Source organism: Sphingomonas glaciei, assembly GCF_023380025.1.
GTDB classification, from domain to species: domain Bacteria; phylum Pseudomonadota; class Alphaproteobacteria; order Sphingomonadales; family Sphingomonadaceae; genus Sphingomicrobium; species Sphingomicrobium glaciei.
Genome location: NZ_CP097253.1, coordinates 1 through 21825, shown reverse-complemented (window position 1 = coordinate 21825; position 21825 = coordinate 1). Strand labels below are relative to the sequence as shown.

At 65.7% G+C, this 21825-nt stretch carries 19 protein-coding genes; 6 read left to right on the top strand and 13 right to left on the bottom strand.

Annotation, left to right across the window (positions count from 1 at the left end):
- Positions 1-32 precede the first annotated feature (32 nt).
- Positions 33-1046 carry an FkbM family methyltransferase gene (locus M1K48_RS00095; protein ID WP_249503869.1) on the top strand — a complete coding sequence of 338 codons (1014 nt, stop codon included), beginning with the start codon at positions 33-35 and terminating at the stop codon, positions 1044-1046.
- A gap of 33 nt (positions 1047-1079) precedes the next feature.
- Here M1K48_RS00095 and M1K48_RS00090 read toward each other — a convergent pair whose 3' ends face one another.
- From M1K48_RS00090 to M1K48_RS00060, 7 genes are all read right to left on the bottom strand, one after another.
- A complete protein-coding gene (locus M1K48_RS00090) occupies positions 1080-1874 on the bottom strand; it encodes a class I SAM-dependent methyltransferase (protein ID WP_249503868.1) in 795 nt (264 codons plus the stop codon).
- Positions 1875-1929: 55 nt separating this feature from the next.
- The gene (locus tag M1K48_RS00085) at positions 1930-4458 is read right to left on the bottom strand and encodes a glycosyltransferase (RefSeq protein ID WP_249503867.1); all 2529 of its coding nucleotides are present in this window, start codon (positions 4456-4458) and stop codon (positions 1930-1932) included.
- Positions 4459-4464: 6 nt separating this feature from the next.
- A complete protein-coding gene (locus M1K48_RS00080) occupies positions 4465-6705 on the bottom strand; it encodes a glycosyltransferase (protein ID WP_249503866.1) in 2241 nt (746 codons plus the stop codon).
- A gap of 162 nt (positions 6706-6867) precedes the next feature.
- Positions 6868-7620, bottom strand: coding sequence for a DUF5672 family protein (locus M1K48_RS00075; protein WP_249503865.1), 753 nt, complete (start codon positions 7618-7620; stop codon positions 6868-6870).
- Between the two features lie 29 nt (positions 7621-7649).
- The gene (locus M1K48_RS00070) at positions 7650-9242 is read right to left on the bottom strand and encodes a glycosyltransferase family 2 protein (protein WP_249503864.1); all 1593 of its coding nucleotides are present in this window, start codon (positions 9240-9242) and stop codon (positions 7650-7652) included.
- A gap of 50 nt (positions 9243-9292) precedes the next feature.
- A complete protein-coding gene (locus tag M1K48_RS00065; protein ID WP_249503863.1) occupies positions 9293-10093 on the bottom strand; it encodes a 3-deoxy-manno-octulosonate cytidylyltransferase in 801 nt (266 codons plus the stop codon).
- A gap of 6 nt (positions 10094-10099) precedes the next feature.
- A complete protein-coding gene (locus M1K48_RS00060; RefSeq protein WP_249503862.1) occupies positions 10100-11104 on the bottom strand; it encodes a KpsF/GutQ family sugar-phosphate isomerase in 1005 nt (334 codons plus the stop codon).
- Between the two features lie 312 nt (positions 11105-11416).
- Here M1K48_RS00060 and M1K48_RS00055 point away from each other — a divergent pair, with 312 nt between their 5' ends.
- The gene (locus M1K48_RS00055; protein ID WP_249503861.1) at positions 11417-12163 is read left to right on the top strand and encodes an outer membrane protein; all 747 of its coding nucleotides are present in this window, start codon (positions 11417-11419) and stop codon (positions 12161-12163) included.
- 205 nt (positions 12164-12368) lie between these two features.
- Here the strand turns inward: M1K48_RS00055 and M1K48_RS00050 are convergent, their stop codons facing one another.
- Positions 12369-13424, bottom strand: a complete 1056-nt coding sequence (locus M1K48_RS00050; protein WP_249503860.1) for a phytanoyl-CoA dioxygenase family protein — start codon at positions 13422-13424, stop codon at positions 12369-12371.
- Between the two features lie 115 nt (positions 13425-13539).
- A complete protein-coding gene (locus M1K48_RS00045; RefSeq protein WP_249503859.1) occupies positions 13540-14001 on the bottom strand; it encodes a DUF2141 domain-containing protein in 462 nt (153 codons plus the stop codon).
- A 93-nt stretch (positions 14002-14094) separates the two neighbouring features.
- Between M1K48_RS00045 and crtY the strand changes: the two genes are divergently transcribed.
- The 3 genes from crtY to M1K48_RS00030 are packed head-to-tail and all read left to right on the top strand — an operon-like array spanning position 14095 to position 17644.
- Positions 14095-15234 carry a lycopene beta-cyclase CrtY gene (crtY, locus tag M1K48_RS00040; RefSeq protein ID WP_249503858.1) on the top strand — a complete coding sequence of 380 codons (1140 nt, stop codon included), beginning with the start codon at positions 14095-14097 and terminating at the stop codon, positions 15232-15234.
- Complete coding sequence (locus M1K48_RS00035) at positions 15231-16709, top strand: phytoene desaturase (RefSeq protein ID WP_249503857.1); 1479 nt, start codon at positions 15231-15233, stop codon at positions 16707-16709. Before crtY ends, M1K48_RS00035 begins: the two co-directional genes overlap by 4 nt.
- Positions 16709-17644 (top strand): phytoene/squalene synthase family protein, encoded by a 936-nt coding sequence (locus M1K48_RS00030; protein WP_249503856.1) that lies wholly within the window; start codon positions 16709-16711, stop codon positions 17642-17644. Before M1K48_RS00035 ends, M1K48_RS00030 begins: the two co-directional genes overlap by 1 nt.
- On the opposite strand, the gene M1K48_RS00025 is transcribed toward M1K48_RS00030, so the two are convergent.
- Genes M1K48_RS00025 through M1K48_RS00015 form a run of 3 tightly spaced genes read right to left on the bottom strand, consistent with a single transcriptional unit; the run spans position 17595 to position 19126 of the window.
- Positions 17595-18125: a sterol desaturase family protein gene (locus tag M1K48_RS00025; RefSeq protein ID WP_249503855.1), complete on the bottom strand. Its 531-nt coding sequence runs from the start codon at positions 18123-18125 to the stop codon at positions 17595-17597. The two genes, M1K48_RS00030 and M1K48_RS00025, sit on opposite strands and share 50 nt — an antisense overlap.
- Positions 18126-18174: 49 nt before the next feature.
- Complete coding sequence (locus tag M1K48_RS00020) at positions 18175-18477, bottom strand: hypothetical protein (RefSeq protein ID WP_249503854.1); 303 nt, start codon at positions 18475-18477, stop codon at positions 18175-18177.
- Between the two features lie 31 nt (positions 18478-18508).
- A complete protein-coding gene (locus tag M1K48_RS00015) occupies positions 18509-19126 on the bottom strand; it encodes a DNA-deoxyinosine glycosylase (RefSeq protein WP_249503853.1) in 618 nt (205 codons plus the stop codon).
- On the opposite strand from M1K48_RS00015, the gene M1K48_RS00010 reads away from it, so the two are divergent.
- Positions 19125-20291, top strand: coding sequence for a glycosyltransferase family 4 protein (locus tag M1K48_RS00010; protein WP_249503852.1), 1167 nt, complete (start codon positions 19125-19127; stop codon positions 20289-20291). The two genes, M1K48_RS00015 and M1K48_RS00010, sit on opposite strands and share 2 nt — an antisense overlap.
- A gap of 9 nt (positions 20292-20300) precedes the next feature.
- Here M1K48_RS00010 and dnaA read toward each other — a convergent pair whose 3' ends face one another.
- Positions 20301-21707 (bottom strand): chromosomal replication initiator protein DnaA, encoded by a 1407-nt coding sequence (gene dnaA, locus M1K48_RS00005; protein ID WP_249503851.1) that lies wholly within the window; start codon positions 21705-21707, stop codon positions 20301-20303.
- Positions 21708-21825 lie beyond the last annotated feature (118 nt).

Sequence of the window (21825 nt, the reverse complement as noted above, 5' to 3'; positions counted from 1 at the left end):
GGCACGAAGCCTGTCACGCGTGCGCAGTTCGCTTGGACACGACCGACGTGCCGGTTATGCACCTCTCCGGCCTTGGGGCCAGCGCGAGGATACTCGCCAGCGGACGCAGTACGGAGCCGAAGATGGACTATTACGAGTTCGAGACGAGAAATCTTCGAGCAGCAGAACAGGCCAGGGTGCGGCTGTTCGGTTCCCGGGAGGTCGGGGAATGCAATCAGCGGCTACGTCACTCGGGGTTCGTCAACTGTTGCGCAGCGCAGGACCAACCGTCGTTCGTCATGTTCAACAATGCCGACGACGTGGTGGCCGCACATTATTATTATGCCGGGCCGCATAGCTTCGAGACCGATACCTTGCGCCTCTGGGTGCACCTCGCCCGGCAAGCGAACTACATCTATGACGTCGGGGCCTTCTCGGGGGTTTTCTCGCTCGCCGCCGTGGCCGCCAATCCGACCTGTTTCGTGATGGCGTTCGAACCCGCCTTCAACACCTACAGCCGGCTGCTCATCAACGTTCGGGCGAATGCGTTCGACGATCGCATCGCGCCTCTCCGGGCAGGGGTCGGCAGTAGCGAAGGGACGCATGACCTGAGGCACCCGTCGGGGGTCTACGTCCTTTCCAGCGACGAAAGCTTCGTGGAGGACCGGGTCAGCAAACCCTGGTTCACCGAAACCGTGCCGATGGTCAGCCTCGACCAGCTTCTCGCCGACCAGGACCGCTACAGGACCCAGATCGTGCTGGAAGTCCCCTTCCCGTCGGTCGATCTCATCAAGATCGACGTCGAGGGATATGAGCCCGAGGTCCTCAAGGGGATGACACAGGTCGTTGCGCGCGACCGACCAACGGCCATCATCGAATTGTTCGATGTGTCCGAAACCGCCGGTGTGCTCGCCTTGCTGGGCCCGGGCTACCAGGCGCGATATCTACAGGGCCTGCCCTATACGCCGACCGGCGCGAACGTGGTGTTCATCCACGAGCAGAAGCTGCACCAGATCGCGGGCTACGAGGAAGCGCACGGCCCGTTGCGGCAGATCACTCCGGCCTGAACGCTCCGGCGTCCGGCAGGCGATGCCTCCGCCTCAGCGCCATTTCTGATCGGAGGCAAAGACCACCGCGACCACGCCCCACAGGCTGTCACGCCAAAGCGGACGGCTGAAGCGGCGTACGGGGTTCGAGCCGTCAACCATGTAGACCGGCTCCACCCGGCTGAGTTCGTCGAGAGCATCGCAGACGCCCTTGAAGGTCTCGTCGCCTTCCCACACGCTGTCGTGAAACAGAATGACGCCGTCATCTGCGACATATTGCTCGTAAAGGGCATGGTCGCACATGGCGCCATAGGCGGTGTGATCGCCGTCGATGAAAATGCCGTCCAGCTTGCGTTCGCCAAGCAGTCGGCCGACCTGCGCGACCACCTCGGGATCGCGGCTCGACCCGATCACGACGTGATATTGCTGGGACGGCTTGAGCGAGGCCCGAAGCACGGCGTCGCGCTCTTCGTCGGCCTGGATGTCGACCCCAATCAGGATCGCATCATCGTCGAGCAGCGACGCGACGTAGGAAAGATTGCCGCGGTCGAAGATGCCGATCTCGAGATAGGTCTTCTTGCCGCGCAGCAAGCGGAAGGCGCGCAAGACGTCGGCCACATAGGGCTCGGCGTAATCGCCGACGCGGAACTTCCCTCGTTGCTCAACCGTCGCGGCGATCTCGTCGTCGGTCGCCTTGGGTTGAACGACGCTGAGCCGGGGATCGACGACGTAAAACGAACGGGGCAACGGCGCAAACGGAGCGCCGACCTTGTATTCGTCCAGGTTCAGCGTCTCGATCTTGCGCGTGGCTTCGACATATTGGGTCGAATAGAGACCTTCGTTTTCCATCTGCACCAATCCTTTATTGACTATCGAAGCTGTTCCAGGCGCGGCTCACCAGAGCTTAACCGATCGTATTGTTGTCCGACTGCAATTCCACCCCGACGAACACTATTTCGGCGTTGGCCTCGCTTCCGCCGTCGGGCACCCGGCTGATCAGCAGCATCTTGTCATTGCCCTTGCTCACCCCGAGGCACGGGAGGAAGATCTTCAGATCGGCGCCGGGCTCGATCTTGCTCCATCCACTCACCGCCATTTCCTCGGCATGCTCGCCGCTCTCTACGATCTGCCGGATCCGGTCGGCGGAAACATTCGAACGCGCAAGGGCGATGGCGACCATCGCGCCGTCATTGTCGGAGCTGAAGTTGCGGACATAGCCGGTGACCGCGCTGACGCGGCGAGACACGCCGGGCAGTTCGGCGATCGTGATCTCGCCATCGATCGGGTGAACCAGCACACCGACGGAATTGTGCCAGCCGACCGGCTCCCACTGGCGATCCCTGCGGGCGGGGCTGATCCGCAGCGCCTGACGAAGCTGGTTGTGGTCAAGCGCGATGGGTCCCCCACCTTCGCTCGGGACCTGCACCGGTTCGACGCTCAGGAGCCTCGCCTGCCAGCCCGCCGATCGACCGAGCTGATCGAGCAGCCCCGCCGAAATGCGCTTGGTCGTTTCGACCTTTCCTCGCGCCACCAGATCGAGCGTACCCGCGACCATCGGCAGAACCGCGATACTCTCACCGTTCAAGGCACAGGTTCGGGCAAACACCTCGAACCACAGGCCGCCGGCAAGCGGATCGAAGCCGGTGCGTCGGATCGCATCGAGGCTGACCAGGCTCATGGCCGGAGCGATGCGTCCGGACAGCAGGGCGGTCGACGGAGCGGCCCCCGAATAGACCTTGAGGTGATCGCTTCTCGCGGTCAAACCGTCGATGCCTTCGACATGCCCTCCGACCAGGGCGAGCGACGGATTGGCCGCGTGAACGTCGAACGCGCTGCCGACAAAGGCCGCATTCGGTTCGTAGCCGAACGGGAGCAGCAGCACCGCGCCATCGCCAAGCGCGAGCAGGCGGTGGGCGAACATCGACGGACATTCGCGGTTGCCCGAGCTGAACGCGACGGTCCACCCCCGCTTCCGGATCGCCTCGGCCTCGGGATCACCCTCGTCGAAGCTTCCCCGGGGGATCTGGATGATGATGTCGGAGGTCCGGCCCTGGGCCCGAAGTGCCTGCTCGAGGTCGGCCGCCACGTCGATATGGCGATAGACTTCGGAGGTCGAATTGGCGCCATAGCAGAAGACGCGATGGGGCGTTGCGCCCGCTTGAACCGGGGCGCTTTCCCCATCTCGGTGGCTCAGCCAGTAAGGTGCGCTCGGCGCGACCTCGATGCCGCCGGTCGGGCGCCACGTGAGGGCGTCGTGCATCGTCGCTGCAAGTGACTCCACCGATCCGTCGAACAGCAGGCAGTTCTCGCGGTCGCGCCAGCGGAAACCGTTGCCGAACGCCGGGCAGACGCCGTTCAGGATGACCTTGCGCCCGGCCAGGGCCGCCTCGAACGCGAACAGGCACAGGCTCTCGTAATCGGACGGCACGATCACGATCGAGCGGTCGATATAATGTTGCCGCTCGTCGGAATCGGCGCGTTCGACGAACCTGATCCGCTCGGACAGCTTGTCCGGAACGAGCGACTTGAGATTGTCGATGAAGACCCGGTCCCAGCCGCCGCAGACCAATCGGAACGTCCCGCGGTAATCCGGCTGGGTCTCGAGGTAGAGGATCGCGGCGCGGATGAAGAGATCGGGCCGCTTGACCGGTTGCAGGCGCGATCCAAACAGGAAATCGCGTGCGTCGTCGGCCGGTGGGACTTCGACTTCGTCGGCACCCACGTAGGTGCCCGGAGCCGTCCGGATATAGACCGGCGGGAATTCGAGAACCGTTCGTCCGTCCCACCTCTCCTGCAAGGCGTAGTTCCGGGCGGTATAGTCGATGATCGCGGGATCGTGCCCAACGATCAGGTCGGCATTGGCGAACAGATGCCGCTCGGCATCGAACATGATGCCGGCCCAATGGCCGGGGTCGTAGGCAAAGCGCTCGACGCCGTAGAGAATGCCCTGGGTGGAATGAACGCGGGCGCTGATGACCGTCTCGGCAAAGTCCATCCCGGCGCGCTTGGCTTCGAGGCTGGCGACTGCCCAGCCGCCGAAGTCGGGGAATTCAACGAAGTCGAACGGGCGACCGATACGCTCCTGAGCGAGACGAAGCCCGAGGTAATAACGGTAGGATTCGCCGTACAGCCACTCGCTCGTCCAGGGATATTCCTCCGCCTTCGCAAGCAACTGCGCCAGTGGCGAGGGAACCGACTTCAGCGCCGGGCAGACATGCAGCGTGGCAAGGCCGTCGAGGGCTTGTTCCAGCACCTCGCGGGCGTCGGCACGTGAAGACAGCAGGATCGGCGGAACCAGAAAGTGGATGTCGGCCGGCGAGCCGAGATCCTGGTTGTGACGGGCGAAATTGTACAGCATCCGCCCGATCCCGCCCGGCCCCAGCGGGTAGAGCTCGTTGGTGACGAGGCAGACCGACGGCTTTCCGGCAGACATCGTCGATCAGAGCTCCAGGAAGTCGGCGTAGGAACGGGTGGCGAACCCGTGGCGCGAGGCCAGGTGGCTCGCGATCATCCCCTCCATCTCGGCGGGGTTGTCGCGGACGACGTCGACGATCCGTTCGATATCCTTGGCCAGTAGCGCCGGATTGTCGAGGTGATAGGTGGTGCAGAGCCGGACCAGCGGGTCGTCCGCAAACTCCGCCACATCGAGGGGCCCGGTCAGCGACGGCGTCCCCACCGCGAAACTTTCGAGCTGGGTCATCGGCTGGCACTCGGCCAGGGTGGCGACAAGGGTCAGGGAACTGCGTGCCATCTCGTCGAGCAGGTCGCGCCCACGCAGATAGCCCACCAGCCGGAGCTTCGCGAGATCGTAGATATCCTCGAGCCCGTTCGGGAAGTTCGCGGTTTTGACGAGGTCCACGTTGGCCGCCAGCGAAGCGCCCAGCAGGTTCGTGTAAAGGTTCTTGCGCCAGCCCACATCGAGCGGTGCATAGACCTCTACCTGCTCGGAGCGTCGACCGCTCACCATCGGGATATTGGGCGCGTAGTTGATGATCGTGCCGCGCCAGAAGCCCTCGATTGCGTCGCCGAAATTGGGTTTGACCGAAGCGATGCCGTCAAGCACGCCGAACCGCCGACGGCTCAGCAGCTTGGCGATGACCTGCATCTCGAAATGATGGTCGAACTGCGCCGAATTGACGTGGCTCACCATGTAGAACTTTACGTTGGGTCCAAGCGCCGAGCGCAGGAACAGCAGCAGTGCATCCGCATTGCTGGAATAGCCCTGCACGCAGATACGCTCGACACCGAGACGCGAGATCTCCTCCGCGATCATCTTCTTGCCGTCGACATCGATCGCTTCGTGAGCGGAGATCAGCAGCTTGTGCCCGGGGCTGTAGGCGGTGGCCTGGCGGATCCCGTGCCATTCGTGATGCGCCACATGGAGCACCTTGTCGAAACCGTCGGCCGAATGGCTGCTGCGGGTCATCGGCAGGCTGTCGAAGATCGGTCCGACCTGGCTCGCCGCTCCATCGGGCCGGGCCGCGGACAGGGCGGCCTGGGGCGCCGGCACGAACTCCCCGCTGGCCCGGACCCGGCCTTCGTGGCGGCCATGCATGAGGAAGTGATTGAAGCCCGACTTCTGATTGCCGGCGCGAACCTGTTCCGCGACATCGGGATAGGCGGTCAGATAGGCTTGTTCGTCGAAGTCGCGCGGGGGCGGAACCCGCAGTTCCAGTTCGCTGAGCAGGGGCAGTACCGTGCTCCACGATGCGTTGGGCTGCAACGGCCGGAGTTTGCGGTACTTGAGCAGGGTGCCCAGCTTGCGCTCGGCCAGCTTCGCGTTGATCGTGCTGATGGTCCAGCTGAGATCGCCATCGCCGCGCGACAGGGTCTGCACCATGGGAAGCGCCTGAGCCTCGTGGCGCGCCTGCGAGGAATGGCTGTCGGCGGGACCGGGGCTCGCCCCGCTGAGCGCCAGTCGAAAGGTGACCGCGGAGTTTCCGATATTCCGGCGCAGGAAATCGTTGCGAACGATCGCCGTATATTTCTGATGGAGCGCGAGGGAGCCCACCACGGTGTTCTGATATTCAGGCGCGGTCGAACCCGGCTTGTCGCGATGATGATAATTGGCCAGCGGCTTGGGCAGGACACCGATGTTCGCGCGGAGCAGGAACTCCATGTTGAACAGCCAGTCGCCAAGCACCGGCAGCCCCTCGTCGAACCCCCCGATCTGCTCGAGGATGTGACGCCGGAAGAGAAACGAGATCGGCGGAAACAGATTGCGATCGATCACCGTGTCGAGATCGATATGCGTCAGCTTGTTCTGATAAGGCTTCTCGTCGAGCCGTACGATCTCGTTTTCACGGACCAGTTCGGAAACATAGGTCGAGTGGGTGACGACGCCGCCATAGAGCTGCCCTTCGTCGGATTGGAGAAAGCCGACGGTTTCCTCAAGGAAGGTCGGTTCCCAGCTGTCGTCATCGTCATGGATAACGACGAAATCCGAGGAGGCCGCGTCGACACCCTGGTTGGAAGCCGCTTCCATGCCCTTCGATCGCGGATTGGACAGAAAGCGCCGGCGATCGGACGGAACATCGCTCTGCTCCCAGATCCGACGCGCTTCCTGCTCGTCGCCGCCGTCGTTCACCACGACCCAGCAATAATCCTCGAAGGTCTGCGCACCGATGCTTGCCGCCGCCCGCGCCAGCATCACCGGTCGGTCCTTGGTCCGGGTAACCACGCAAACCTTGAACCTCGTCGCGGGCTTCGTGGCACCCGCCTTGATGAGGCTCATATCCGGTTGAGACACTTGGCATTCTCCGCACAACAGCAAGCAATGATATTCGGCTGCGAGCGCCGATAAAGACTGTGCGGGGCAAGTTCCACCGCATTCTGGTCGGCGCTACCGGCCCAGCCTCCGCCGCAGCTCTTCGCCTGCCAGATCGCGGAACAGGCGCAAGCGCTTCCGGTGCCGTCCCCCCGCGCCGCGAAGCTGCTTCGCCAGCAGGAAAAGATCGCGGCCGATGCCGCGACGTTCGTCGAGTGAGGAATAGGTTTGCCAGAACCTCTCGGCCCCGAGCGCCTCGATCATGTTGAAGACGCCGTGAAATCCCAAACTCGGCTCCGACGACCCGTCGCGTTCCCTGGAAAAACGGCGGGCAGTTCGCGCATCGGCAAAGCGGATGCCGTGCTTTTCCTCGAGCAGGCGGCGATTGGTGCGGCCGATCGCGACATCCTCGGGATGCTCCGGCTTGAAGGCCGGATCCAGGCAAGCCTCGAGCAGCTTCCGGCTGCGCAGGGAGAAGCCGCCGTTGCCGACATCGTGCCCGTCGCCGAACTGCGGCCAGAGCGCCCCGACATAGTCGAACAGGAGGAACTCGGCCCGCCACAGCGATGGCTGGGTGACGAAGCCATCCCACTGGACCACCATCACATGCTGCGTCGACACGTATCGGATCAGGTCGCGCAGGATGAAATGCGAATAGGCGGGCGCCGAGGTGATGGCCGGGATGGCGATCCGTTCGATGCCTGCTCCCGGCTCGACCCGATCGTCGGTCAATAATTTGACCGCGGCGAAGTCGATCCCGCGCATGCTTTGCCGCAGCGCCGCGAGCGTGGCGTCCACATTCACCGAGGTCGCCGCGACCAGGGTCACCGACGGGAGCGCAAGGCGGCTTTCCCCGGTCAAAGATCGACCACGAAGCGCTCTGAAAAGCGGCTGAGATTGGGGTTGTGGAAGGGATCTGCCGCCCGATCCGTGTTCCAGCGCCGCTTTAGCTCCGCCAGTTCCCGGGCGAACCGCTCGCGATTGGCCGGGTCGCTGTCCTTGCCGCGCGACTTGGATTCATGATGGATCAGGGTCGCGCGCGGCTCATAAAAGGACTGCCACCCCCTGGCGTTCAGGCGAAGGCAGAAATCAACGTCGTTGAAGGCGACCGGGAAATGCTGCTCGTCCAGTCCGTCGACCGCCCAGAAGCGATCCCGGTCGACCATCAGGCAAGCTGCCGTCACCGCGCTGACGAATTGCGGCAGATGCGTCCGGTAGAAATAGCCGCGCTCCGTTACCGCCTCGAAGCGATGCGCATGCCCTGCCCCGCCGCCCAGGCCGATCACGACCCCGGCGTGCTGGAGGCTATGATCGGGGTATAGCAATCTCGCTCCGACGGCGCCGACATCGCCGCGCAGTGCCTGCGTCGCCAGAATCCTCAGCCAGTCCGGCGCCAGCACCTCGATGTCGTTGTTCAGCAGGCAGAGCAGCTTGCCCCCGGCATGCCTCGCCCCGGCGTTGACCAGCGCGCTGAAGTTGAACGGGCCGGGCCGACGAAGGACCTCGGCCCCGGTGGCCCGAAGCTCGTCGAGCAGCGCCAGGGCATCCTCTTCATCGCTACCGTTGTCGACCACGATCAGTTCGACCGCGGGATAATCGGTTCGCCCGAGCCCCTCGACACAGGCCCGCAGCAGGGGCGCCTGGTTGCGGGTGGGAACGATCACGCTGACGAGGGGATAACCGCCGACCGGAGCCGCAACGGCCCGTCCGGGAATATGCGGGGCCGGCCGGGTCGATCGATGATGCAGGATCGTCGGCACATGCTTCGGCCTGACGCCCGATGCCAGCAGCGATGCGATGAGCGCCTCGTTCCACCCGTCCCCGGGCAAGCGCGCGAGCTCTTCCCGGCTGACGCGCATTAGACTGGCACCCGAAAGATAATCGTGATGCCGGAACAGTTCGGCGTTCCAGTCCGGCTTGAAATGCGGATCGCTGCGATGCCCCGACTGATCGACACGGTCGTCGTCCGCGTAGAGCAGCCGGTCGGAATCGCCGAGCACCTCCCAATAGCGCTGCCGGGCGTCGGGTGATATCCGATCGCCAGGGCAGATCGCGATCAGCAGCATGGAGCCTGAGGCCGGAACCAGGCCGCTCAAGCCGCTTGGCTCCCGGATGATCGCCCCTTCGAACCCGGCCGGAGGTTCGCCCAGGATGACGGGCCTCAGGCCAGCGGCCTCGATCGAAGCCAGCGACCGTACGATCCCATCGAGCGAGGCACGGCAATCGACCAGCGCAACCATCTCGGGGCCAGGAGCCGTACCGGTTCCGACGGCAGGCTCCCGAAGGCGCCAGAGATCATAAGCGCGGGGTGAGCGACCGATCAGCGACGACAACTTGTGGCGCGAGCGAAGCCGCAGCCCTCGCAATCTCCACCAGGCAGCCTGGAGATAGTCGCGCGGACTTGCCCGGAATCCGTCCCAGTGCACGCGCACCAGCAGGCGGGCGCGCACGCGCGACACTCTCTTTGTCGGTTCGGAAGGAGGAAACCGCATGCGCTCGATTAAGCGAGATTGCGCTCCGCCAACAGTCGCTCGATCGCCGGCACGTCGGAAGGGTTGTTGAGTTCGATCGGATCCCAGCCGAGCGGGTCGGCCGTGCAGACCCCGACGGGCAGGCCGAGGTCAAGGAAGCGGAGCTGCTCGAGCCCCTCGGCCCGCTCGAGCACCGAAGGCTCCGCGGCGGCGTAGTCCAGCAGGGCGGCGCGGCGATAGGCATAGAGGCCAAGATGCATGAAGACCGGAACGTCTTCGCTTCCGGTCTGAGGCAGGTAGGGCAGGATACGCTTCGAGAAATAGAGCGCGCGCAGGCGACCGTCGAATACGGCCGTCGTTCCGCCAACGCGGCCGGCGGCTTCATCTGCCTGCAGGTGCTCGAGCATCGTCGGATTGCAGTGGATCGCCGCGGTGGCCATCGCCAATTGCAGATCGCCCGCGAGCCTCGCGACCAGCTCGGGCACCATGAAGCCGGGGCTAAGAGGTGCATCCCCCTGCAGATTGACGATGAATTCGGCGTCGCAATCCAGCTTGGCGAGGGCGTCGGCGCATCGCTCTGTGCCATTGGCACAATCGGGCGAGGTCATCACGACGCTTCCGCCGAACCGCTCGACTTCCTCGGCGATCCGGTCGTCGTCGGTGGCGACCCACAGCCCGCTGCACCCTTCGATCTGCCGGGCACATTCCCAACTGCGCTGCACAAGGGTCTTGGCCAGACCCGTTGCGCCGCGAAGGGGAATCAGTGGTTTGCCCGGAAAGCGAGTGGACGCGAAACGGGCGGGGATCAGAACCGCGAAATCGGCCGCCATCGCCGCTTAGCTGAGACCGAGGCGCAGGAGTTCGTGGACGTGGATGACCCCGATCGGAACCCGGCTGTTCACCGCCGCATCGGGCTCGATCACGAATGCCGCGGTGATCTCGTTGGTGTTGAGGATACGAAGCACCTCGTCGGCCAGCATCTGCGGCTCGACCGTCACCGGCGCCTGGTTCATGACAGAAGCGGCATTGGCGACGTGCAGCTGGTGGATGTTGCGGCGAAGGTCGCCATCGGTGATGACGCCCTTGAGGCGCCCGGCCATGTCGATCACCCCGGCAATTCCCAGCCCGGAAGAAGTCATGACCTCGACCGCCTGGTTCATGTCGGCATCCTCGCCGATCAGCGGCAATTGCGGCCCGCGGGTCATCACTTCGCTCACGAAGGTCATGCGGGTGCCGAGCGTTCCGCCCGGGTGGAGGTTCTTCATGCGCTCCAGGCAGAAACCGCGCATGTCCATAACGGCCAGCGCAATGGCATCTCCGAGCGCGATCTGCAGGGTCGTGGACGTCGTCGGCGCAACATTGGCCGGGCAGGCCTCGCGCACCGCGGGATAGCAGAGTTTCACGGAGGCCTGTTGCATCACCAGCGATTCCCGCTGCGAGGCGACGCCGATGATCTCGACGTTGATCGACCTGGCATAGCGAAGGAAGGGGCGAAGCTCGCCGGTGTTGCCGGAATTGGAAATTACGATGAGGACGTCGCCGCGCACCAGCATCCCAAGGTCGCCGTGCGCTGCTTCCGCCGGGTGCACATAGATGGCCGGCGTTCCCGTGGCCGCCATGGTGGCGGCCCACTTGCGGGCGACATGGCCCGACTTGCCCATGCCGGTGATCACGATCCGGCCGGCGGCGGCATAGATGGTACGGCAGGCGTCGACGAAGTCGTGGTCGAGCCGCTCGCCCATCAGGCGAAGCGCATCGGCCTCGGCGGCGATCACCTCGACGCCGCGCTGGAGAATACCAACGCTTGTGGCAACTTTCGGAACGGCAAAGCCGATACCCATGTACTCGCTCCCCACTAAACCTGCTTCCGGCCCTAGGCGACTTTCCCGGAGAGTTGAAGTATTTGCCTACGGGATGAAGGCTCTTGTTAGCCATATGTGGCCTGAAGGGCGCACTTCCATTGTTGCGTAAACGCAACGGTGCGATCATTCTCGTTCGATAGGCCGGAACAAATAGTCTCGTTTTTGGTAATGGGCTCTGTATGAGGCTGACATTCAGGCTCGGAACTGCAGGTGCCTACTTACGGTTTTGTTAGCTTAGCTTTGTATCCAGATCACCTACTCCAATTATAACTGCAGAAAAAGGGGAGTTAAATGAAGAACTTAAAAGTCCCGCTGCTGCTGTCGGCAGCGTTGCTCGCCGCTCAGCCGGCCAGCGCACAGAATAATTTCGACGGATTCCGGATCGACGCTGGCGTCGGCGCCACCCGTTTCTACTCGGAAGGCAACAACAAGACCAAGCTGGCGGTCGGCGCATCGACCGGCTTCGATTTCGCCCTTGGTGACACCGTCACCGTCGGCCCGGAAATCGGCATCATGTTCGCCAAGCCGGAAAACGTGACCCGTGACGGCGCTGGTGTGGCGTATCGCAAGGCTTGGGAAGAGTATCAGATCGGCGGTCGTCTCGGCTTCGTCGCGTCGCCCAGCACGCTGTTCTACGTCCGCGGCGCCTACGTCGTGAACGCCCAGCGCAAGTACTTCGATTCGGACGCTCCGGGTCGTGACTATTACAACAAGTACAACACCCGCGGCTGGCTTGCCGGCGCCGGTGTCGAGCAGCAGCTCGGCTCGCCGCTCTACGTCAAGGCTGAAGGCACCTACTCCAATTACCGCACCAACTCGTCGCGGATCACCGGGCTGATCAGCCTGGGCGTTCGCTTCGGTGGTCAGGAAGTGCTGCCCCCGCCGCCGCCGCCGCCGCCGCCGGTTGCTGAGCCCGCTCCGCCGCCGCCGCCCGCCACCCAGACCTGCCCGGATGGGTCGGTGATCCTGGCGACCGACGCGTGCCCGGTTCCGCCGCCGCCGCCGCCGCCGCCGCCGGTCGAGCCGGTTCGCGGCTAAGGCCGCTCACCACGCGCTCCTGGCGCTGGTGAACGAACAGCAGAAGGGCCTGCTCACGGAAACGTGGGCAGGCCTTTCTCGTTGTGGCTCGATGTCGTTTGCGACGCGAGTGACGCGGTCACCGCCGATCGGGCCCGCCACCCGTCGACAAGATCGTTTTCGGCCCGACTTGGCGCCGTTGTGAACCCGATACCTCGGCGAGGCGTCAGCTGTCCGCGCCGACGCTCCCGACCGATCGGGCTGTCTCCAGCCGCCGCCGCCACGAACCGGCGCGGGTCCAATGCTGCTTCCTCAAGCCGACACGGTCGAGCAGGTCGGCAAGCCCGAGCAGCCATGTCGCCCGCCCGTCGACCGCCAGCGGAAGAAAGCTTCTCCCCGCCCACGGCAGGAAGGGCTGGCGCCTCTGCAGAGCCCAGATCTCGACCCGGAGGCTGGTTCGCGAGGAAGCGGCCCGGGCGTGAAAGCCGCAGGTATCGATCACGACCAGAGTGTTGGCCGGAACGCTGAAGCTGACCGGCTCGGACAGCCCGAGGTCGGCGAGGTCGCTTTCACCGATCCTCAGCGAGCCGCGCTGCGACAGGCGATCCCCTTTGCGCGCGACGTCGATGCTCCTGCGCTGTTCCCACTCAAGTCGTTCAGGCGTCAGCCGGTGCGAGCCGGGGACGTATCTCAAGGGCCGATCCTCCTCGCCGACATCGGTCAGGAACAGCCATGCCTTCATCGATGGCTGAAAGGTATCGGCGTGGAGGTCCTGCTGCGGATCGGGAGGCCCCCCGAGTACGCCACCTTCGATCGCCTGCAGATAGTAGAGCGGCCTCACCCCCGATCCGGCGACATAGCTCATCGCCGCCTTCCACCGGGGTCCGTTCAGGACTTTGGCGAGTTGAGGCACTTTACCGAGCACCTCGGGGCCAAGCGGAACGCGAACCGTCACCGTATCGCCCTGCCCTTGCGTCCGGCAGCCGGTCTCCATGTCTAGCAGCGCCGTGCGGAGCGAGTGAAAGGCATCCGAAGGCAGCCAGTCGCGGACCTCGATGAAACCGTTCGCGTCGAACTGTCGCCGAAGTGCCGGGTCCAGATCCCGCGACAACCGGCGGCGCCGCAACCCGGCCAGCCGATGCGCCAGGCGGACCCGCCAGCCGTGCAGGCCGAGGCGATTGAGGCGACGCGATCCGAGCAGGGGGTTGTCGACGAAACTCTTGGCCCCGGTGAATAGGGCAAGGAACCACAGGGGTAGGAACAGCCACCTTTTGTAGGACATCGAGCCAGTGATAGAGAAGGTTGCAGGAACAGCCAGCCGAATAAGCTGCCGCTAAACGTACTCGTTCGTTTCCCTACAGTTCGCTTCCGCGATGGCCAAATTTGAAGCCTCGCCGCTACAGCACGTAGCGGATACGGACCTGCTGGACGCTCGGCGTCTGCGGCACGGTGAAGCGGATCTCCTCCCACTTGGGCGCGCGCGGCTTCATCGCCGGATTGTTGGAAAAGCCGAACCCTTCGCGCGGGATGCCCAGCATCATGTCGAGCTTGCCGTTGCGGTTCTCGTCATGCACGACCGACAGGGCATAGGTCCCCGCCTTGACCGCGCCAAGGTCGAGGCGCCCGGCCGCCGAGGCGGGTACCGACCGTGCCACGGCCGACGGATCGTCCTTGCAATGGAGGAAGCGCGAGGCGCTCGACGACAGGCACAGGTGGACCATGCCCTTGGCCGATCGCAGGCCGGATAGCTGCACCTGCAGGTCGGCACCGGGCCTCGGCACCGTTGGTGATGCCGCTCCGATGGTCGCCCCCGCCGTCAGCAGCGCCGCCGCCAACACCCCGATCTGCTTCATGCCCATGATTGCCCCTTGGCACCCTACCCCTTGTGTTATGATTAACGGACCTTGTCCGGGGTCGCCAGAGTCTGTGGGACACGCTAGACGGTAAACTTCATGCGAGCTCTGGACCTGGTGATAGTTGGTGGCGGGCTTGCCGGTGGTCTTTGTGCCCTCGCCCTGCGCCGTCGCCGTCCCAACATCCGCCTGCTGCTGGTCGAGCCCGACGAACGCATCGGCGGCAATCACCTGTGGTCGTTCTTCGCAAGTGACGTGGCTCCAGCACACCGCTGGCTGACCGACCCGCTGATCGGCCACCGCTGGCCCGGCTACGAAGTGCGCTTCCCGGCCCACCAGCGCCACCTCGACCAGACCTACCAGACGATCGAAAGTGAAGCGCTCGACGCCGCGGTCCGCGCGGCCCTGGAGCCCGACGAAATCCTCGCCGCAAGCGTGCGCAACCTCGGCCCTACCCATGTTGTGCTCGACAGCGGCGAGCGGATCGACGCCGCCGCCGTACTCGACGCCCGTGGCGGCAAGGCCGAGGGGCTCGAGCTCGGCTGGCAGAAGTTCGTCGGCCAACTCCTCACCATCCCCCAGGGCCACGGCCTCGCCGACCCGATCGTGATGGACGCCACGGTCGAGCAGCATGACGGCTATCGCTTCGTCTACTGCCTGCCCTTTTCCCCGACCCGCCTGTTCGTCGAGGACACTTATTACTCCGACGGGCCCGAGATCGACCACGATCAGCTGCGCGACCGGATCGGCGACTATGCCGCCGCGCAAGGCTGGCAGGTCGCCGAGCGCACCCGCGAGGAGCATGGCGCCCTCCCCGTGGTCACCGGCGGCGATTTCGACAAGCTGTGGCCCCGGGCCGACCCGGTCGCCCGCGCCGGTGCCCGCGGCGGTTTCTTCCACCCGCTGACCAGTTATTCGCTGCCTGACGCGGTGCGGTTCGCGATCTGGCTGGCGGGCAAGGCGCCGCTCGATGTCAGGCTCGGCGCCGCGACCCGCGCGCGGGCCCGCAAGCACTGGAAAAAGGGCGCCTTCTACCGCCTGCTGACCGCCTTGCTGTTCCATGCCGCCGCGCCACATGACCGCTACCGGGTGCTGGAGCGTTTCTACCGCCTTTCCGGCCCCTTGATCGCACGCTTCTATGCGGGGACCAGTACGGGGCTGGACAAGGCGCGCGTCCTGTTCGGCAAGCCTCCCGTGCCCTTCTTCCGGGCGCTTCGCGTGTTGAAGGACAGTCTGTGACCACTTCCCCCTACAAGACTGCGATCGTCATCGGCGCCGGCTTCGGCGGCCTCGCGCTCGCCATCCGGCTCCAGTCGGCGGGCGTGCAGACGACCATCGTCGAAGCCCGCGACCGTCCCGGCGGCCGCGCTTATGTATGGGAAAAGGACGGCCACGTCTTCGACGCCGGCCCGACGGTGATCACCGATCCCGACTGTCTCCAGCGGCTGTGGAAGCTGTCGGGCCACGACATGGCCGAGGACGTCGACCTCGTGCCCGTGAAGCCCTTCTACCGCCTCAGCTGGCCCGACGGGACGGTATTCGACTACACCAACGACGATGCCGAGCTGAAGGCGTCGATGGACGCGCTCAATCCCAATGACTGGGCCGGCTACCAGCGCTTCCTCGCCTATAGCGCCGGCGTGTTCCAGGAAGGCTACGTCAAGCTCGGCACAAAGGCGTTCGAAAGCATCGGCGACATGCTCAAGGCCGCCCCTGCGCTGGCCAAATATCAGGCCTGGCGCTCGGTCTATTCGATGGTGTCGAGCTTCGTCGAGGACGAGCATCTCCGCCAAGCCTTGAGCTTCCACACCCTGCTGGTCGGCGGCAACCCGATGACCTGCTCGTCGATCTACGCGCTGATCCACAAGCTGGAGCGCGACGGGGGCGTGTGGTTCGCCAAGGGCGGCACGAACAAGTTGATCGCCGGCATGGTCCGCCATTTCGAGCGGATCGGCGGCACCGTCCGCCTCGGCGATCCGGTCACCGCCATCACCGCCGAGAACGATCGGGTTACCGGCGTCCGCACGAAATCAGGATGGAGCGCCACCGCCGACGCGGTCGCCTCCAACGGCGACGTGGTCCACAGCTACGGCCTGATCGAAGGCAGCAGCCGCGGCGCGCAACAGGTCCGTGCCCTCAAGCGCAAGCGCTTCTCGCCCGGCCTGTTCGTGCTTCACTTCGGGCTCGAAGGCACCTGCGACATCGCCCACCACACCATCCTGTTCGGGCCGCGATACGGGGGGCTGGTCAACGACATCTACCAGACCGGCAAGCTCGCCACCGACCCGGCGCTCTACCTCCATCATCCGACGATTACCGATCCGTCGATGGCGCCACCGGGATGCTCGACCTTCTACGCGCTGGCACCCGTTCCCAATGCTGCCCGCGCCGACGTCGACTGGGCGGTCGAAGGCCCGAAATATCAGGAAGTCGTCCTCGATACGCTCGAGGAGCGCCTGATCCCCGACATCCGCAGTCGCATCCGCACCATCTTCCACTACACCCCGGCCGACTTCTCGACCGATCTCGCCGCGCACCTCGGATCCGCGTTCAGCCTTGAGCCGGTGTTGTGGCAGTCGGCTTGGTTCCGCACCCACAATCGTGACGACAAGCTGCGCAACCTATACTTCGTCGGCGCCGGCACCCATCCGGGCGCGGGCATTCCCGGCGTGGTCGGAAGCGCGGAGGCAACCGCGGGACTGATGCTGGCGTGATGTCGGGCGAAGAACGGGCGCGGCTGGTCCAGGGCGCGTTGGAAAGCATTTCGGCGGGCTCCAAGAGCTTCCGTTTCGCCAGCCAGCTGTTCGACCTGCCCACCCGTGAGCGTAGCTGGCTGCTCTACAGCTGGTGCCGCGCCTGTGACGACATCACTGACGGTCAGACCCTTGGCCACGATGCCGAACGCGTCGTCGATCCCGCCGCGCGCATCGCCTTCCTCAAGGACCGGACCGCCGCCGCCTTCGCCGGCGAGGACACCGGCCTCGTCCCGTTTGACGCGCTGCGCGTAGTCGCCGCCGACTGCGCCATTCCGCAAGCGGTCGCCAGCGACCACCTCGCCGGGTTCGAGCGTGACGCCGCGGGCTGGCGCCCGGTCACGACCGAGGACCTGCTATCCTACTGCTACCAGGTCGCCGGGGCGGTGGGCGTCATGATGGCGCACGTCATGGGCGTGCCCGAGTCCGACACCGACACGCTCGACCGCGCCGCCGATCTCGGCATCGCCTTTCAGCTTGCCAACATCGCGCGCGACATCGTCGAGGATGCCCGGGTCGGCCGCATCTACCTGCCCACTGATTGGCTGGAAGCGGAGGGCCTCGCCGGAACCGACCTCGCCGACCCCCGGCACCGCCCCGCCCTTGCCCGCCTCGCCCGCCGCTTGAGCGACATGGCCGACGACTACCGCCGCTCCGCCCGCATCGGCGCTGCCCGACTGCCATTCCGCAGTCGCTGGGCCGTGCTGTCAGCAAGCGGCATCTATGGCGAGATTGCGACCCGCGCCGCGGCGCTTGGGCCCCGCGCCTGGGATGAGCGGATCAGCACCTCCAAGGCCGAGAAAGCCGCGCTGGTGATGGAAGCCTTCTGGGAAGCGCTGTGGCCGGTCAAACCCGTTCCGAGGACCGGTCTGTGGACGCGCCCTTCGCGGCCCTGACCCGCGCCTCGCCGCTGCGCTTCAGCGCCTGCTTTAGCGCATCCACCGGCGGCGCGTACAGAAAACCATAGCTGATCGCCCCGTCGCGGCTCTCCACCGCATGGTGCAGCTTGTGGGCTTGCACGATCCGCTTGAAATAACGCGACCGCGGCACGATTCGGTGTGGCAGCCGGCCATGCACGATGACGTCGTGGAAGCCGAAGTAGATGATCCCGTAGAAGGCGACGCCGGCCCCGATCCAGGTCGCCCAGTCGCCCCACCCGCCGTTCAGCCCGCCCCAGATCAGCACGATCGAAGGCAGCGCGAAGACGACCGCATACAGGTCGTTTCGCTCGAACCACCCCTCGCGCTCGCGGTGGTGGCTCTCGTGCCACGCCCAGCCCAGCCGCGAATGCATGACGAAGCGATGCAGCACATAGGCGAACCCCTCCATCACGAGGACGGTAGCGGTGAACAGCGCTATTCCGGCTAGCCAGGGCATGGGGCGGATATAGGCACGCAGGGAGCCACAGTCACCCGGACGAAATGCCCTAGCCCCGCTCGGCGATGAACCGCATCAGCTCGGCCAGCGTGCTTTCCATCTGGTCCTGCATCTGGCTGACCAGCTCGTTCTCGCGCATGCCTTCATGGTCGAGCGGCTTGGAATAGCTGTCGCTGAACGCCTTCAAGTCGCTCTCATCGAACACGCCGCGGGCGACCAGCTTGGCCAGGATCACCAGCAGGCCATTGGTATTGGCGATGGTTCCGGCGACCAGCGCCTCGTCCACCATCGACAGCTCGCCGCGGTCCTCTTCGGGCTCCTCGGCGGGCGGGATCTCAACTTCTTCTGCCATGGCCCGCTTAGAGGAAAGTGCCGCCCCGAGGTCAATCGAGAAAGCCAGCGAGCGCGTTCCAGCGCCTCGCCTTCTCGGCGAACGGCAGGGTGTAGGCCGGGCTCGACGACGGCAGGTCGATCAGCGCTAGGCTCGACCCGGCCAGCGCCTTGCGCCCCAGCCGCGCCGCCGTTCCGCCGTTGAAGGCCACCGCCCGAAGCTCCGGAAGCCCGGCGACGAAGCCGGTGAGGTCGCGCGCCTCGATCTCTCGCATCGCGCCGTCCAGGCTCCCGCTCCGCCGCGCGGCGTGGATCACGTCCCACAGCGCGATCCGCCGCTCTACCAGCCGCTCCAGCCGCTCGCCGTAATTGAGCCCCTCCAGCGGCTCCCCCGCCACCCCCTCCATCAACCGCCAGAACTGGTTGCGGGGATGGGCATAATAGCGCCCCGCCTGCAGCGACGCCTCCCCCGGCAGGCTGCCGAGCACCAGCAGCCGGGCGTCGGCCCGCACCACCGGCGGCAGGCCGTGCTTCAGCGCTCCGATCATGTTAGCAGCGCCCCCATGCCCCGGCCCTTCCATCTCGCCATCCTCGGCCTGCTCGCGATCCTGCTCACCCGCAGCAGCCGCGATTGGACGAACCCGCCCAGCCGCCGCTAAGGGCTGCTGCATGGCTCCCGAGGACCTTCGCATCGCCCTTGTCTCGGGCAATTACAATTACGTTCGCGACGGCGCCAACCAGGCGCTCAACCGGCTCGTCGGCTATCTGCTGCGCCAGGGCGCCCAGGTCCGCACCTATTCGCCGACCGTCGCCGAGCCGGCCTTCCCGCCGACCGGAGACCTCGTCTCGCTGCCTTCGATCGCGGCGCCCGGGCGGCCCGAATATCGCATCCCCCTCGGCCTGACCCGCGCGGTGCGCAAGGACCTCGAAGCGTTCGCGCCCAATATCGTCCATATCGCCAGCCCCGACATCAGCTCGCACCGCGCGGTCAGCTGGGCCCGCGCGCGCAAGATCCCGGCGGTCGCCTCGGTCCACACCCGGTTCGAGACCTACCTCGCTTATTATCACCTCGAACTGCTCGAACCGACCGTCCGCGCCGCCCTCCGCCGCCTGTATTTGCGCTGCGACGCGCTGTTGGTCCCCGCCGAATCCACCGCCGCCGTGCTCCGCGCCCAGCGGATGAACCGCAACATCTCGATCTGGTCGCGCGGCGTCGACCGCGCCCAGTTCAATCCCGAGCGGCGAAGCCTCGACTGGCGCCGCAGCCTCGGCCTCGGCGACGACGAGCTGGTGGTTGGCTTTCTCGGCCGGATCGTCATGGAAAAGGGCCTCGACGTGTTCGCCGCCGTCCATGACGAGCTGGTCGCCGCCCAGGTCCCCCACCGCGTGCTGGTGATCGGCGAAGGCCCTGCCCGCGCCTGGTTCGAGAAGGCACTGCCCAACGGCGTCTTCGTCGGCCACCAGGAGGGGGACGACCTCGCCCGCGCGCTTGCCAGCTGCGACCTGTTCCTCAATCCCTCGATCACCGAGACCTTCGGCAACGTCACGCTCGAAGCCATGGCCTGCGCCCTGCCGGTGGTCGCTGCCGCCGCCACCGGCGCCACCAACCTCGTGCGCGACGGAGAGACGGGCACGTTGGCTGAGCCGGGCGACATCTGCGCCATCGCTGCCGCGGTCGCCGCTTATTCCGCTGACCCGGAGCTACGCGCGCGCCACGGTGCGGCCGGCCTAGCCTTTGCAAAGACCCAGGATTGGGACGTGATCAACGCGTCGGTACTCAAGACCTACGCCCGAGCGATCGAACGCCGCGAGCGGCTCAGCCGCATGCAGGGCTAGAGAAAGGCCTCAGCCTTCCAGCTGGCGGGTCAGCAGCCGGATCGCTGCGTCGATATCGGGATCACTCGCGCGCAGCTTCTCGATCTGCTTCACCGCGTGGATCACCGTCGTATGGTCGCGCCCACCGAAGCGGCGGCCGATGTCGGGCAGCGACTTGGGCGTCAGCTGCTTGGACAGGTACATCGCCACCTGCCGCGGCCGGGCAACTTCGCGGGCGCGCCGGGCCGACACCATCTCCGCCTTGCGGATGCAGTAGTGATCGGCGACGCGGGTCTGGATCTCGTCGATGCTGATCCGCCGCTGGTTGGCGCGAAGCACATTGGCCAGCACTTCCTCGACGAACGCCAGGTCGATCGTCCGGCCGGTCATCAGCGCGTAGGCGCCGATCCGGTTGAGCGCGCCTTCCAGCTCGCGGATCGAGTTGGTCAGGCGGCGGGCGAGGAAATCGACCACATTGTCGGCCATGCTGATGCCGGGCAGCAGCGCCAGCTTCGCCAGCAGGATGTTGTAGCGAAGCTCGAGGTCGGCGGCGTTGATGTCCGCGACCAGGCCCCAGCTCAGGCGCGAGAGGATGCGCGGGGCGATTCCGTCGAGGTCCTGCGGCGCGCGGTCCGAGGTGATCACCAGCCGCTTACCGGCATTGATGATCTCGTTCATCGTGTGGAAGAATTCTTCCTGCGTCGACTCCTTGCCGGCGATGAACTGGACGTCGTCGATCAGCAGCAGGTCCGCGCTGCGCAGCCGCTGCTTGAACCCGATCGTGTCATTCTCGCGGATCGCGCGGACGAACTCGACCATGAACTTCTCGGCGCTCATCATCACCACCTGCGCGGCGGGATTGAGCTCGAGGAAGCGCTGGCCCAGCGCGTGCAGCAGGTGGGTTTTGCCCCGGCCGGTGCCGCCATGGAGGAACAGCGGATTGAAGGTAACGGTCGGCGCTTCGGCCAGGGTCTTGGCGGCGGTCGCGGCGACCTCGTTGGCCTTGCCGACGATGAAGCTGCCGAAGCTGTAGCGCGGATCGAACGCCGGACGCGGATGCGCCGCGGCGGCGGCAGCGCGCTCGACCGGCAACGGCTCCTCGTCGAGGATCAGCAGCGGCGCGGGACGAGGGCCGCCTTCGCAGGCGACCACCCGCACTTCACGCACGATCGGCAAGGTCGTGCGCCAGGCCAGCTGCAGCCGCTCGCCGAAGTGGCTGCGCACCCAGTCGGCCATGAATTGGCTCGGCATCACCAGCTCGAGGTTGCCCGATTCGGGATCGAACGCGCCCAGTTCGGCGGGCTTCAGCCAGCCATCGAAGGTCCGCGCGCCGCAATCGCGGCGAAGGCCGGTCCGGATCGCGGCCCAGGCGGCGCTGAGCGGCGAGCTGTCGCCGGCACCCGCCAGCTCCGCATCGCTACCCCGTCCCTGATCCAAAATTCCGAATCCGCTCACTCGACCCTGCCTCCCAATCGTCCGCGCCAACAGCGTCGCGTCACAGGCAAGAGGGGGCGATCACGCCGACTGCTGTCGACGAGCCTGTCCTCTGCCTCGC